This window comes from Micromonospora sp. (genome assembly GCF_048594385.1).
Lineage (GTDB): Bacteria > Actinomycetota > Actinomycetes > Mycobacteriales > Micromonosporaceae > Micromonospora > Micromonospora wenchangensis.
Map to the genome: position 1 here is coordinate 1 of NZ_JBMDWU010000378.1, position 12,395 is coordinate 12,395.

Genomic DNA, 12,395 nt, shown 5'->3' on the forward strand with positions numbered 1-12,395 from the left:
CCCGGTGTTCCGACCGGGCCGCCGGCCGTCGGCGTGCGCGCCCCCGGTGTCGTACGGACGAATTTTTCCGCCCCGGCGTCGCCGCCGGATGGGCTGGCGCGAGTGTCCTGAGCTGCGCGGACATCGACGGCCGGCAAACCGACGCAGCGGCGTCGGATCGACGTGCGGCGACATGTGTGGTGGTGAGTCGGTTTGGTTTTCCGGCGGCTCGGGAATCTAGCTGTCACGACAGGAACCACACATTCCGTGTGACTCAATCTTCAGGAGGAGGGCGACCGTGGAGTTCACCGTCTGGGGCATCATCACCGCGCTCGTTGTTGGTCTCATCGTCGGCGCTCCGGGCCGTCTGGTCGTGCCGGGCCGCCAGAACATGCCGATCTGGCTGCACATGCTGATCGGTGTGGGCGCCGAGCTGCTGGGCACCGTGCTGGCCCGCGCCATGGGCATCGCGACGGAAACCGCCGGCATCGACTGGACCGAGCTGCTGGTGCAGGTCGTCCTCGCCGCCATCGCCGTGGCCCTGGTGGCCGGTGTGGGTCGTCGCCGCAGCGTCACCCACCGGTAAGTCAAGCGGCACCGCTGAGCGGGCGCCCCACCCCACGGGGGCGGGCGCCCGCTGGCGTGTGGGGGGCCGGGCGGCGCGGGCCGTCGCCGGTGACGGGCGGTCTAGACCAGATCGTTACCGGAGTCGGTTTGGAAATTATCCGCTTCGGGAACCTATCGATCACCACAGCAACAAACACCTCACCAATGACATATCTACTGAAGGAGGACGGCCGTGGAGTTCACCGTCTGGGGCATCATCACCGCGCTCGTTGTTGGTCTCATCGTCGGCGCTCTGGGCCGTCTGGTCGTGCCGGGCCGCCAGAACATGCCGATCTGGCTGCACATGCTGATCGGTGTGGGCGCCGCGCTGCTGGGCACCGTGCTGGCCCGCGCCATGGGCATCGCCACCCAGACCGCCGGCATCGACTGGGCCGAGCTGCTGGTGCAGGTCGTCCTCGCCGCCATCGCCGTGGCCCTGGTGGCCGGTGTGGGTCGTCGTCGGGGCGTCAGCCACCGGTGACCCCGCCCGCCGGTCGGTGACCGGCCGGCACGGACCAACTCAGCGGATGCCCGCCCCCGGTTCGGGGGCGGGCCTCCGCTCGTCCGGGTGGTGACCATCGATCCCGCCGGGTCGTCGCAGGGCCTGCCAGAGCGGCCCCCGCCTGCGATACGGTCGCCTCGCCGAACGCCCCGCCGCCGGCCGCCGCACCGTCGACGGTCCGCCCGTGCGGGGCGGCACCCGCCCCCTGTCGTAAAGGAAATTTTCCTACTAGGGTGCGGCAGAGAAGGTTAGTGCCGGACGGCGCGAGGGAGAAGTGGCGTGAACAGGTGGAAACGGCTGGCCCCGGTCACCGCCGTCGTGGCCTCGGCCGCGATGGTGCTCGCCGGTTGCGGCGGTTCCGGCGACGACGAAGCCGCCGACGACAGCAAGCTGACGGTCTGGATGATGGGCGAGGGGAGCGACGCCCAGACGGCGTTCCTCGACGGCGTCGAGACCGAGTTCCGGCAGCGGCACCCCGACACCGACGTGGTGGTCCAGTACATACCCTGGCTGGAGGCGCCGAAGAAGTTCCAGGCGGCGCTCGCCGGCGGCGAGGGCCCGGACGTCACCGAGCTGGGCAACACCGAGACCCAGGGCTGGGCAGCCCAGGAGGCGCTCGCCGACATCTCCGGCCGCTTCGGCGGCTGGGCCGACGGCAAGGACGTCCTGCCCGACCTGGTGCGCAACGCGCAACTCGACGGCAAGCAGTACGGCGTCCCCTGGTACGCCGGGGTCCGCGCGATCTACTACCGCACCGACTGGTTCGCCGAGGCCGGCGTGCAGCCGCCGAGGACCTGGGACGAGCTGGTCTCGGTCGCCAAGGCGGTGCAGGCCAAGAAGCCCGGCAGCTACGGCATCGCCCTGCCGGGCAACTCCGAACTGCCCTTCTACTCCTTCCTCTGGGGTGCCGGCGGCGAGATCGCCACCGACCAGGGCGGCACCTGGAAGTCCGGTTACACCAGCCCGCAGGCCCAGCGGGCGGTGAAGTTCTGGACCGACCTGGTGACCGTGCACAAGGTCGCCCCGCCGGCCGCCGCCGGGTGGAACGAGATCGACGCCCGTACCCAGTTCGCCACGGGCAAGGCGGCGATGGCCTTCGCCGGCAGTTGGCAGGCCGGCGCGATCAAGAAGGACAACCCCGACATCGAGAAGGTCTGGGGGACCTTTCCGATCCCCGGCCCGGACGGCGGCCCGGCCCCCGCCTTCGCCGGTGGCTCCGACGTCGCCCTCTGGCAGGACAGCGAGCGGCAGGACCTGGCCTGGGACTACCTGACCGTGCTGCTGAGCAAGAAGAACGCGAAGACCTTCGCCGGCAGCCTCGGCTTCTTCCCGGTCTACTCCGACCTCGTACAGGGCGGCGACTACGCCGACGACAAGCTGATGGCGGCGTTCGCCAGCACCATGCAGCGCACCCGGGTGACCCCACTGACCCCGAAGTGGGTGGAGGTCAGCCGGACGAAGACGGTCACCCAGGCGATGAACAGCTCGGTCATCAAGGGCCAGAAGTCGGTGCAGCAGGCCACCGCCGACGCCGCCGCCGAGATGGAAAGCATCCTCAACGCCAAGTGAGCACCCGGACCGAGCACCCTGCGACGGCCGCCGCCCGGGACACCCCCACGCGGCGGCGGCCCCGGGTGGACCGCCTGCCGTACCTGCTCCTGCTGCCCTGCCTGGTCGTGATCGGGGTGCTGCTGCTGTGGCCGCTGGGCCAGGTGGTGGCGATGTCGTTCTTCCGGCTCAACAGCGTCCGGCAGCTGCGCGGGGACCGGGAGTGGCCGTTCGTCGGGCTGGCCAACTACACCCAGATCCTCGGCGACCCGTTCTTCCGTACGGTGCTGCGCAACACCGTGCTCTTCGCGGCGGCGAACGTGCTGCTGACGATGGTGCTGGGCACCCTGGTCGGGCTGCTGCTGCACCGGCTCGGCCGGAAGATGGCCACCTTCGTGGCCAGTTGCGTGATGCTGGCCTGGGCCACCCCGGCGCTGACCGGCACGATCGTCTGGAAATGGATCTTCGATGACACCTCCGGCCTGGTCACCTGGGCGTTCAACGCCCTGCCGGACGGGCTGTCGCAGGCGCTCTTCGGCCGTACCGACTGGTCGGGTTACGGCTGGTTCAACTCGCCGCTGCTGTTCTTCGCGATCCTGACCCTGGTGGTGGTCTGGCACTCGTTCCCGTTCATCGCGGTCAGCGTGCTCGCCGGGCTCAAGAGCGTGCCGAGCGAGCTGCACGAGGCGGCCCGGGTCGACGGGGCCGGCCCGTGGACGGTGTTCTGGAAGATCACCTTTCCGCTGCTGCGGCCGGTCTTCGGCATCCTGGTGGTGCTCTCCACCATCTGGGACTTCAAGGTCTTCACCCAACAGTTCGTGCTGGCCGGCGGCACCCAGGACCGGCCGACGTTCATGCTGTCGATCTACTCGTACGCCGAGGCGTTCTCCCCGCCGCCCAAGTACGGCGTGGGCTCGGCCATCGCGGTCATCCTCACGCTGATCCTGCTGGTGGTGACCGGCCTGTACGTCCGGATGGTGCTCAGACAGGAGGACGCGTCGTGAAGAAGGTCGCCCTCAACGGCGCGGGCCTGCTGGTGGCGCTCTTCGCCGCCTTCCCGGTCTACTGGATGATCGCCACCTCGCTGAAACCGAACCGGGAGATCTTCTCGGCCACCCCCCGGCCGGTCCCGGCCCACCCCACCCTGGAGCACTACCGGGAGATCCTCACCGGCAACCTGATCCCGGGCGTGACCTTCGGCGACTTCCTGCTCAACAGCGTGCTGGTGGCCGTCAGCACGGTCGTGCTCAGCGGGCTGGTGGCGCTGCTGGCCGCGACGGCGGTGGCCCGGTTCCGGTTCCGGCTGCGGACCACCTTCCTGATCATGCTGCTGGTGGTGCAGATGATCCCGCTGGAGGCGCTGGTCATCCCGCTGTTCCTGATGATCCAGCGGCTCGGCCTCTACAACACCCTGCCCAGCCTGATCCTCACCTACCTGGGCTTCTCGCTGCCGTTCGCGGTGTGGATGCTGCGCGGCTTCGTGGCGGCCGTGCCGAAGGAACTGGAGGAGGCCGCCGCCATCGACGGCGCCAGCCGCGTCCAGACCTTCCGCAAGGTCCTCTTCCCGCTGGTCGCGCCCGGCCTGGTGGCCACCAGCATCTTCTCCTTCATCACCGCCTGGAACGAGCTGATCTTCGCGTTGACCTTCGTCAACGACCAGAGCCGCTACACCCTGCCGGTGGCGATGACCTTCTTCTTCGGCCGCGACGACACCGCCTGGGGGTCGGTGATGGCCGCCTCCACCCTGTTCACCCTCCCCGTGATCGTCTTCTTCCTGCTGGTGCAGCGCCGGATGGTCTCCGGTCTGGTGGCGGGCGCCGTCAAGGGCTGAGCCGGGACGCCGACCACCCGCGCCCGGCCGTACCCTGGGGCCATGACGGGCAGGGTGGCGGCGGTGAACCTCGGCGTGGTGACGCAGGCGCGGTGGGCGGGTGACGCGAGCGGGCGCAGCGGCATCGACAAGCGGCCGGTCGACGGCCCGGTGCTGCTGCGCGCCGACGGGGTGGCCGGCGACTTCATCGGCGAACGGCCCCAGCACGGCGGCCCCGAGCAGGCGGTCTACGCCTACGCGCAGGAGGACGCCGGCTGGTGGTCGGCCGAACTGGGCCGCGACATCAGCCCCGGCGGCTTCGGTGAGAACCTGACCACCTGGGCGGTGGACGTGACCGGCGCGGTGATCGGCGAACGCTGGGCGGTCGGCTCGGCGCTGCTCCAGGTCACCAAGCCGCGCACCCCGTGCACGACCTTCGCCGGTTTCTGGGGGGTGCCCGACCTGATCAAGCGGTTCACCGTCCGGGCCGCCCCCGGGGCCTACCTGCGGGTGCTGCGCGACGGCGAGGTGAGCGCGGGCGACCCGGTGGCGGTGGTGGACCGGCCGGCGCACGGCGTCACCATCGGTGAGGTGTTCCGGGCCACCAGCCTGGAGCCGGAGCTGCTGCCCCGGCTGCTCGACGTCCCCGAACTGCCCGCCTCGACCAGGGAGAAGGTCCGCCGCCGGTTGAACGTCGCCGACTGACCACACCGGCCCGCCGGCCGGTCAGGCGGGGTCGGCGAAGACCTCGGCCAGCACCCGGGGCCCGGTCGCCCGGCCGTCGGCGACCTTCGCCCACCGGCCGTTGTCGGCGTTCCACTCCAGCCCGTCGAAGCGCACCCGCTTCACCCCGTGGTCGGGGGCGTGCGAGACCAGCCAGTGCGCGTACCGCCAGCCGTCCCGGGCATCCGAGGCGGGCACCGTCACGTCGGTCAGCTCGGCCACCGCACCGGCGTCGGGCAACCCCCAGTCGAGGGTCAGGCCACGGGTCAGCTCGGCCACCGCGGCCTGCCCGCGCATCACCGGGGTACGCCCCACCGTGCAGGCCACCGCGCCGGTCGCCTCGCCGAGCAGGGCCCGCGCCAGCACCTGGGACTCGTCGGCCCACTTCTGGTACGCCTTCGGGTACGCCGAACGCTGCACCGCCTGGGCCGCGTCGGTGACCTCCATCCGCTCCCAGCCGCGTACCTTCTTCAGCGCCTTGTAGAACCGGTTCGCCGCGTACCGCTGGTCGCGGATCTGCTCCGGGGTGCCCCAACCCTGGCTGGGGCGCTGCTGGAACAGGCCGAGCGAGTCGCGGTCACCGTGGGCGAGGTTACGCAGCCCCGACTCCTGGTACGCGGTGGCCAGGGCGACCACCACGGCCTGCTCGGGCATCTGCCGCTGCATGCCGATGGCGGCGATGGTGGCCGCGTTGGCCATCTGGTCGGCGTCGAGCTTGACGGTGCCGTCGGCCTGCACGGTGCAACTGCGGCCGGCGACGGGAAGCCGGAACTCCCCGTCGAGTTGACGGACTCCCCAGCCCCCGACGATGGCGAACAACGCCACCACGACCCCGGCTGCCACGAATGTCCGTGTCCGCACCCGCACCTCCCGTTTCAACGTTCGCCAAGCGTACGTCGCCAACCGTCGGCCCCGGGTCGGTCGACCGGTTCACGTTCCCGTGCAGAATCGGAAGAAACCAGGTCAATCCCGGGGCACCCAGGCCGCGTCCCGCTTCTGTCGGAACGCCTCCACGCCCTCGCGGCCCTCGGCGGACAGGAAGTAGCCGGTGGACCGGGCGGACAGGTCGGCGATCTCCGCCCGCAGGTCGGTGGCGGCCGGGCGGCGCAGCAGCTCCTTCGTCCCGGCCAGCGCCCCCGGCGCGCCCCGCACCAGCGACGCGCAGTACCGGGCCACCGCCGCGTCCAGCTCGCCGGCCGGCACGGCGGCGGTCACCAGCCCCACCTCGGCGGCCCGCCGGCCGTCGAAGGTGTCGCCGGTCAGGTACAGCTCGGCGGCGGCCCGGGGGTGCAGCCGGGGCAGCACGGTCGCCGAGATCACCGCCGGGATCACCCCGATCCGCACCTCGGTGAAGGCGAACGTCGCCTCCTGCGCGCAGACCGCCAGGTCGGCCGCCGCGATCAGGCCCAACCCGCCGGCCCGCGCCGGCCCGGCCACCCGCGCCAGCACCGGCTTCGGGCACTGGCGCACCGCCACCAGCACGTCACCGAGCATCCCGGCCGGCACCGACCCGCTGGCGTACGCCGCCGCCGTCTCCTTGAGGTCCGCGCCGGAGCAGAAGACCGGGCCGGTGTGGTCCAGCACGACCACCCGGACCGCGTCGTCGGCGACCGCCCCGGCGATCCCGGCCAGCAGCTCGGTCATCAGCGGGGTGGACAGCGCGTTGCGGTTGTGCGGGCTGTCCAGGGTGAGGGTGGTCACCCCACGGGCCGTGGCGACCCGCACGAGTCGGTCGGGAGAGGTCATGCCGGGCACACTAGTGGCCATGCCCGGCGTCCTTCCAGATGGTGAGACCGTTCCCGTCGACGGCGCGCTGCCCGGCACCGCCCTGCGCGGGGTCGGCGCGCGCGGGTTCGGTGTCTACCTGCACGTGCCGTTCTGCGCCAGCCGGTGCGGATACTGCGACTTCAACACCTACACCGCCGCCGAGCTGGGCGGGGGCGTCGGCCGGGAGTCGTACGCCGACACCGTGCTGACCGAGTTGGCGCTCGCCGCCCGGGTGCTCGCCGACGCCCCACCGCCCCGGGTCGACACGGTCTTCGTCGGCGGCGGCACCCCCACCCTGCTGCCCGCCGACGACCTGGCCCGGCTGCTCGACGGCATCGACCGCACCTGGGGGCTGGCCGCCGACGCCGAGGTCACCACCGAGGCCAACCCCGAGTCGGTGACCCCCGGATCGCTGAAGACCCTGCGCGCCGCCGGCTACACCCGGATCTCGCTGGGCATGCAGTCCGCCGCCGCCGGGGTGCTGGCCGTCCTCGACCGCACCCACCGCCCGGGACGCGCCGTCGAGGCCGCCCGGGAGGCCCGCGACGCCGGGTTCGACCACGTCAACCTCGACCTGATCTACGGCACGCCGGGGGAGCGCCCGGAGGACTTCGCCGCCTCGCTGGAGCAGGTGGTCGCCGCCGGGGTCGACCACGTCAGCGCGTACGCCCTGATCGTGGAGGACGGCACCCGGCTGGCGGCACGGATGCGGCGCGGCGAGCTGCCGTACCCCTCCGACGACGTCGCGGCGGACCGCTACCTGGCCGCCGAGGCCGCCCTCGACGCGGCCGGTTTCTCCTGGTACGAGGTCTCCAACTGGGCGCGCGGCGGGGCGGCCCGGTGCCGGCACAACCTGCTCTACTGGACCGGCGGCGACTGGTGGGGCCTCGGCCCGGGGGCGCACAGCCACGTCGGCGGGGTGCGCTGGTGGAACGTCAAACACCCCACGACGTACGCGCAGCGGCTCGCCGCCGGGCACTCACCCGGCCTGGCCCGGGAGATCCTCACCCCGGCCGAGACGCACACGGAGGACGTGATGCTGCGGCTGCGGCTCGCCTCCGGGCTGCCGCTGGACGAGCTGGACGACGCGGGTCGCGCCGCCGCCTCCCGCGCGCTCGCCGACGGGCTGCTGGACCCGGTGGCCTATCCGCAGGGACGGGCGGTGCTCACCCTGCGGGGCCGGCGGCGGGCCGACGCGGTGGTCCGCGACCTGCTGCCCTGAGCGTGGCCGCGCCGGCCCGCCGCGCACCCTGCCGGGGCGCGCCGGGGCCGGCGGTGGTGCCCGACCGGCCGGGGGAGCGGCCGGTCGGGACTCACTTGATGAAGCTGGTGGACATCGGGTAGCGGTACGCCTGACCCTCGTTGGCCTTCATGCCGGCGATGATCCCGAACAGGATCTGGATCACCACGACCGCGATGCTGGGCAGGAAGAGCAGGCACCAGCTCACGAAGAGCAGCACGAACGCGATGATCGACCAGAGGATCTGGAAGTTCAGCGCGGCCAGGGCCTGCGCCCGGACGGCCGGCGACTGCTGCCCGCGTACCAGGTAGGCGATCAGCGGGGCGACGAAGCCGAGCGGGCCGAAGCTGATCAGCGCGCCGGCGGCACCGCCGAAGTGCGCGACCAGCGCCCAGGTCTTGTCCTCGCTGTTGGCGTAGCCGCCGCTCGGCGCACCGTAGGCGCCGCCGGTCGGATATCCGCCACCGGGCGGGGGGTAGCCACCCGGCGGGGGGTAGCCGCCCGCGGGCGGCTGGTCACCGGTGGGCGGCGGATACCCGCCGGGCGGGGGGTACCCGCCCGCACCCGGCGCGCCGGACAGTGGTGCGGTGGGCGGCTCGTATGGCGAGCCCTGGGGCGCGGTCGGGTCCGGCGGGAACCCGTCGCCCGCGCCGGGAGGGCGAGGTGGTTCAGTCATGCCCGCCACGGTAGGGGCTGTCGGCAAGGGTGCACCAGAGCGACACTGGTGAGGTTGGCCTCGACCGTGCGTCAACGTCCCCGCCGGCTTGGTCCGTCTTGATCATATCGGCGGCGGTACTGCCGACGTAGACTGGCACTCGCTACAGTCGAGTGCCAGAGTGCTCGCCCGGGTGCGGCAGCGCCCGCAACGACGTGCGTCAGGAGGTGGGAGATGGGTCTCGACGACCGCAAACTCGCCGTGCTGCGGGCGATCGTCGAGGACTACGTCGCCACGCAGGAGCCCGTCGGCAGCAAGACGCTCGTCGAGCGGCACCAGCTCGGGGTCTCCCCGGCGACCGTCCGCAACGACATGGCGGTGCTGGAGGAGGAAGGCTACATCCGGCAGCCGCACACCAGCGCCGGCCGGGTCCCCACCGACCGGGGCTACCGTCTCTTCGTCGACCGGCTCTCCCGGGTCAAGCCGCTCAGCCCGGCCGAACGCCGGGCCATCGAGCGCTTCCTGGTCGGCGCGGTCGACCTCGACGACGTGGTGCACCGCACCGTACGCCTGCTGGCGCAGCTCACCCGCCAGGTCGCCGTGGTGCAGTACCCGTCGCTGGCCCGCTCGTCGGTGCGCCACCTGGAACTGGTGCCGATCTCCACCACCCGGCTGATGCTGGTCATGATCGCCGACACCGGGCGGGTCGAGCAGCGGCTGGTCGAGCTGGCCGCGCCGGTCCCCGCCGACGACGTCCTCGACCTGCGCCGGCTGGTCAACGAGAAACTGGTCGGGAGTCGGTTGTCCGACACTCCGCCGCTGGTGCAGGCGCTTGTCGACGAGAGTGCGCCGCATCTGCGCGGCGCGATGACCACCCTGTCCACCGTGCTGCTGGAAACCCTGGTGGAGCGCACCGAGGAACGGCTCGCGCTGGCCGGTACCGCCAACCTCACCCGGGGTGGCCTGCTCGACTTCCAGGGCTCGCTGCGACCCATCCTGGAGGCGCTCGAAGAGGAGGTCGTGCTGCTCAAGCTGATCGGCGAGGCGGAGCCGAGCACCACCCGGGTGCTGATCGGCGACGAGAACGAGGTCGACAATCTCCGTGCCGCCTCGGTGGTCAGCACCGGGTACGGCCCGGGCAGCACCATCGTCGGCGGGCTGGGCGTGCTCGGCCCGACCCGGATGGACTACCCCGGCACCATCGCCACGGTGCGGGCCGTGGCACGCTACGTGGGCGAGCTGCTGGCCCAGAACTGACCAGTCAGGGCCGGCGGCCGGCTCCGGCCGCCGACCGGCGCAAACGCGAGACGAACATGAGGACACGGAACGCAGTGGCCAGGGACTACTACGGCATTCTCGGCGTGAGCCGGGAAGCCTCCGACGACGAGATCAAGCGCGCCTACCGCAAGCTGGCGCGGCAGTTCCACCCGGACGTCAATCCGGACCCGGAGGCACAGGAGAAGTTCAAGGACATCAACGCCGCGTACGAGGTCCTCTCGGACGACCGGAAGCGGCAGATCGTCGACCTGGGTGGCGACCCGCTCGCCCCGGGCGGCGGGGGCGCCGGCGGCCCGGGTGGCCCCGGCGGGGCCGGTCCGTTCGTCGGCTTCCAGGACATCATGGACGCCTTCTTCGGCGGCGCGGCCGGTGGCGCCCGTGGCCCACGGCCGCGGACCCGGCCCGGGGCCGACGCGATCCTGCGGCTGGAACTGGATCTGCACGAGACCGCCTTCGGCGTCGAGGCCCCGATCACGGTCGACACCGCCGTGCTCTGCACCACCTGCTCCGGGGCGGGCACCGCGGCCGGCACCCACCTGGCGACCTGCGAGGCGTGCGGCGGCCGGGGCGAGGTGCAGTCGGTGCAGCGCACCTTCCTCGGCCAGGTCGTCTCGGCCCGGCCGTGCACCGTCTGCCAGGGCTACGGCACCACCATCCCGCACCCCTGCCCGACCTGCGCCGGCGACGGGCGGGTACGGACCCGCCGCTCGCTGACCGTCAAGATCCCGGCGGGCGTCGAGGACGGCATGCGCATCCGGCTCGCCCAGCAGGGCGAGGTCGGCCCGGGTGGCGGCACCGCCGGTGACCTCTACGTCGAGATCCACGAGCGGCCGCACGACGTCTACTCCCGCAAGGGCGACGACCTGCACTGCCGGGTCACCGTGCCGATGACCGCCGCCGCGCTGGGCACCCGGCTCACCATCAAGACGCTTGACAGCGACGAGACCGTCGACGTCAAGGCCGGCACCCAGCCGGGCAGCACGCTGCGGCTGCGCGCCCGGGGCGTACCGCACCTGCGCGGCACCGGCCGGGGCGACCTCTACGTCCACCTCGACGTGCGTACCCCCACCAAGCTCGACGCCGACCAGGAGAAGATGCTGCGGGACTTCGCCAAGACCCGGGGCGAGGAGGTCGCCGAGCTGAGCAAGCAGGGCGGCTTCTTCTCCCGGATGCGCGACGCCTTCAACGGCCACGCCTGACCGGTCGGGCTTGTCTCGGTCGGCCTGTCCCGTTCGATCTTGATCCGGCCGGTCTCGTGCCGGTCGGCTCGTCCCGGTCGGGGCGTGCCGGTCGGGCCGGCGTCCCGGGTGGCTTCCCGGCCGGCCCGGCCGGTTAGCCTGATCGGCGTGTCCGCGCCACTGTTCCTGGTCGAGTCGCTGCCCCCTGCCGACCAGTTCACCCTGGACGGCCCCGAGGGGCACCACGCCGCCACCGTGCAACGGCTGCGCGTCGGCGAGGAACTGCTGCTCGCCGACGGGCGGGGCGGCACCGCCACCGCCGTGGTCACCGCCGTCGGTCGGGGTGCCCTCGACCTCACCGTCACCTCCCGGGGGTACGTCGACGCGGACGTCCCCCGGCTGGTCGTGGTGCAGGGCATCGCCAAGGGCGACCGGGGCGAGCTGGCCGTACAGGCGATGACCGAGGTCGGGGTGGACGAGATCGTGCCCTGGGCGGCATCCCGCTCGGTGGCGCAGTGGCGCGGCGACCGGGGCGTACGGGCCCGGGACAAGTGGGTGGCGACGGCCCGGGAGGCAGCCAAACAGGCCCGCCGGGCGTGGCTGCCGGTGGTGGCCGGTACCCCGGACGAGTCCACCGCCGCGGTGGCCCGCCGGATCGCCGGGGCGGGCACGGCGTTCGTCCTGCACGAGGAGGCCGACGACCGGCTCACCACTGTCGACCTGCCGAGCACCGGCGAGATCGTCCTGGTCGTCGGGCCCGAGGGCGGCGTCGCCCCGACCGAGCTGACCACCTTCACCGACGCGGGCGCCCGCGCGGTCCGCCTGGGCCCCTCGGTCCTACGCACCTCCACCGCCGGCCCCGCCGCCCTGGCCGTCCTCGCCACCCGCCTCTCCCGCTGGTAACCACCCCACCCATCCCTGCCCCACCTGCCCCGCCCTGCCCCACCTGCCCCGCCCTGCCCCACCTGCCCCGCCCTGCCCCGGTGATCAAGAGGTTTGCGTCATCCTCCGGCTCGATCCCCGCCCCAAACTTCTTGATCACCGCCCCTCAACGCCGCCTCGCACCACCGTCTCCCGGCGGTGTCCCCTCGTGATCAAGAGGTTTGCGT

At 72.5% G+C, this 12,395-nt stretch carries 13 protein-coding genes; 10 read left to right on the top strand and 3 right to left on the bottom strand.

Annotated elements, in window-relative coordinates; all coding sequences use genetic code 11:
• Nucleotides 1-277: 277 nt before the first annotated feature.
• The 6 genes from ACOJTC_RS20230 (at nt 278) to ACOJTC_RS20255 (ending at nt 5,150) form a co-directional block, all read left to right on the top strand.
• Nucleotides 278-565: a GlsB/YeaQ/YmgE family stress response membrane protein gene (locus ACOJTC_RS20230; protein WP_420118053.1), complete on the top strand. Its 288-nt coding sequence runs from the start codon at nt 278-280 to the stop codon at nt 563-565.
• Nucleotides 566-778: 213 nt separating this feature from the next.
• On the top strand, nt 779-1,066 hold the full coding sequence (locus ACOJTC_RS20235) for a GlsB/YeaQ/YmgE family stress response membrane protein (RefSeq protein ID WP_204926287.1): 288 nt from the start codon (nt 779-781) through the stop codon (nt 1,064-1,066).
• Nucleotides 1,067-1,366: 300 nt separating this feature from the next.
• A complete protein-coding gene (locus tag ACOJTC_RS20240; protein WP_420118054.1) occupies nt 1,367-2,656 on the top strand; it encodes a sugar ABC transporter substrate-binding protein in 1,290 nt (429 codons plus the stop codon).
• Nucleotides 2,653-3,639, top strand: coding sequence for a carbohydrate ABC transporter permease (locus tag ACOJTC_RS20245; RefSeq protein ID WP_357932106.1), 987 nt, complete (start codon nt 2,653-2,655; stop codon nt 3,637-3,639). Before ACOJTC_RS20240 ends, ACOJTC_RS20245 begins: the two co-directional genes overlap by 4 nt.
• Nucleotides 3,636-4,466, top strand: coding sequence for a carbohydrate ABC transporter permease (locus ACOJTC_RS20250; protein ID WP_357932109.1), 831 nt, complete (start codon nt 3,636-3,638; stop codon nt 4,464-4,466). The genes ACOJTC_RS20245 and ACOJTC_RS20250 overlap by 4 nt, the downstream gene beginning before the upstream one ends.
• A gap of 42 nt (nt 4,467-4,508) precedes the next feature.
• Nucleotides 4,509-5,150 carry an MOSC domain-containing protein gene (locus ACOJTC_RS20255; RefSeq protein WP_204926291.1) on the top strand — a complete coding sequence of 214 codons (642 nt, stop codon included), beginning with the start codon at nt 4,509-4,511 and terminating at the stop codon, nt 5,148-5,150.
• A 21-nt stretch (nt 5,151-5,171) separates the two neighbouring features.
• Here ACOJTC_RS20255 and ACOJTC_RS20260 read toward each other — a convergent pair whose 3' ends face one another.
• Together ACOJTC_RS20260 and ACOJTC_RS20265 are read right to left on the bottom strand one after the other, a co-directional pair.
• Nucleotides 5,172-6,035, bottom strand: coding sequence for a hypothetical protein (locus ACOJTC_RS20260; RefSeq protein ID WP_204926473.1), 864 nt, complete (start codon nt 6,033-6,035; stop codon nt 5,172-5,174).
• A 96-nt stretch (nt 6,036-6,131) separates the two neighbouring features.
• Nucleotides 6,132-6,914 carry an enoyl-CoA hydratase-related protein gene (locus tag ACOJTC_RS20265; RefSeq protein WP_377686434.1) on the bottom strand — a complete coding sequence of 261 codons (783 nt, stop codon included), beginning with the start codon at nt 6,912-6,914 and terminating at the stop codon, nt 6,132-6,134.
• Nucleotides 6,915-6,933: 19 nt separating this feature from the next.
• Between ACOJTC_RS20265 and hemW the strand changes: the two genes are divergently transcribed.
• Nucleotides 6,934-8,157, top strand: a complete 1,224-nt coding sequence (gene hemW / locus ACOJTC_RS20270; protein ID WP_420118056.1) for a radical SAM family heme chaperone HemW — start codon at nt 6,934-6,936, stop codon at nt 8,155-8,157.
• Between the two features lie 91 nt (nt 8,158-8,248).
• On the opposite strand, the gene ACOJTC_RS20275 is transcribed toward hemW, so the two are convergent.
• Nucleotides 8,249-8,851, bottom strand: a complete 603-nt coding sequence (locus ACOJTC_RS20275) for a DUF4870 domain-containing protein (protein WP_420118055.1) — start codon at nt 8,849-8,851, stop codon at nt 8,249-8,251.
• Between the two features lie 213 nt (nt 8,852-9,064).
• Here ACOJTC_RS20275 and hrcA point away from each other — a divergent pair, with 213 nt between their 5' ends.
• From hrcA to ACOJTC_RS20290, 3 genes are all read left to right on the top strand, one after another.
• Complete coding sequence (gene hrcA, locus ACOJTC_RS20280) at nt 9,065-10,087, top strand: heat-inducible transcriptional repressor HrcA (protein ID WP_204926294.1); 1,023 nt, start codon at nt 9,065-9,067, stop codon at nt 10,085-10,087.
• A gap of 74 nt (nt 10,088-10,161) precedes the next feature.
• Nucleotides 10,162-11,307, top strand: a complete 1,146-nt coding sequence (gene dnaJ / locus ACOJTC_RS20285; RefSeq protein WP_204926475.1) for a molecular chaperone DnaJ — start codon at nt 10,162-10,164, stop codon at nt 11,305-11,307.
• A 147-nt stretch (nt 11,308-11,454) separates the two neighbouring features.
• On the top strand, nt 11,455-12,189 hold the full coding sequence (locus tag ACOJTC_RS20290; RefSeq protein ID WP_204926295.1) for a 16S rRNA (uracil(1498)-N(3))-methyltransferase: 735 nt from the start codon (nt 11,455-11,457) through the stop codon (nt 12,187-12,189).
• Nucleotides 12,190-12,395: the final 206 nt, after the last annotated feature.

Bases quoted from the DNA above. Each gene is read 5' to 3' on its own strand.
- ACOJTC_RS20255 (WP_204926291.1), top strand. From the start codon at position 4,509: ATGACGGGCAGGGTGGCGGCGGTGAACCTCGGCGTGGTGACGCAGGCG.
- ACOJTC_RS20265 (WP_377686434.1), bottom strand. From the start codon at position 6,914: ATGACCTCTCCCGACCGACTCGTGCGGGTCGCCACGGCCCGTGGGGTG.
- hemW (WP_420118056.1), top strand. From the start codon at position 6,934: ATGCCCGGCGTCCTTCCAGATGGTGAGACCGTTCCCGTCGACGGCGCG.
- ACOJTC_RS20275 (WP_420118055.1), bottom strand. From the start codon at position 8,851: ATGACTGAACCACCTCGCCCTCCCGGCGCGGGCGACGGGTTCCCGCCG.
- hrcA (WP_204926294.1), top strand. From the start codon at position 9,065: ATGGGTCTCGACGACCGCAAACTCGCCGTGCTGCGGGCGATCGTCGAG.